Source organism: Fibrella forsythiae (genome assembly GCF_017353175.1).
In the GTDB taxonomy this organism is placed as follows: Bacteria; Bacteroidota; Bacteroidia; order Cytophagales; family Spirosomataceae; genus Fibrella; species Fibrella forsythiae.
This window is the reverse complement of the sequence record NZ_JAFMYW010000076.1, coordinates 1-397: the sequence shown is the minus strand read 5'-3', so window position 1 is coordinate 397 and position 397 is coordinate 1. Positions and strand designations below refer to the sequence as shown.

Genomic DNA, 397 nt, shown 5'->3' with positions numbered 1-397 from the left:
GTTACTACGAAGGCAACTGGGGCGTGCTGCCCGATTTTGGCTCGCTGACTCCCGCCAAGACCGGCACCAACGGCCTGCCCGATCGGGGCGTGCGTTCCCGCGACGATAACTACGGGCTGCGCTTCACGGGCTACGTGAACGTACCTACCGATGGGGTCTACACTTTCTACACCTACTCTGACGATGGCAGCAAACTGCTGATCGGCACTACCGAGGTGGTGAACAACGACGGTGGGCATGCCGAGCAGGAGCGGTCGGGTACCATTGGCCTCAAAGCGGGTACCCACGCCATCACCATTCCTTACTTCCAGGGCGGGGGTGGCCAGACCCTGACGGTAAGCTACAGCGGCCCCGGCATCGGCAAACAAACCATTCCGGCCTCAGCTTTCTTCCGGGT

The 397-nt window shown here is 61.7% G+C and carries 1 protein-coding gene; it reads left to right on the top strand.

The window, feature by feature from the left end; genetic code table 11:
• A partial coding sequence (locus J2I46_RS32715) for a PA14 domain-containing protein (protein ID WP_262898086.1) occupies positions 1-397 on the top strand: 397 nt, incomplete at both ends.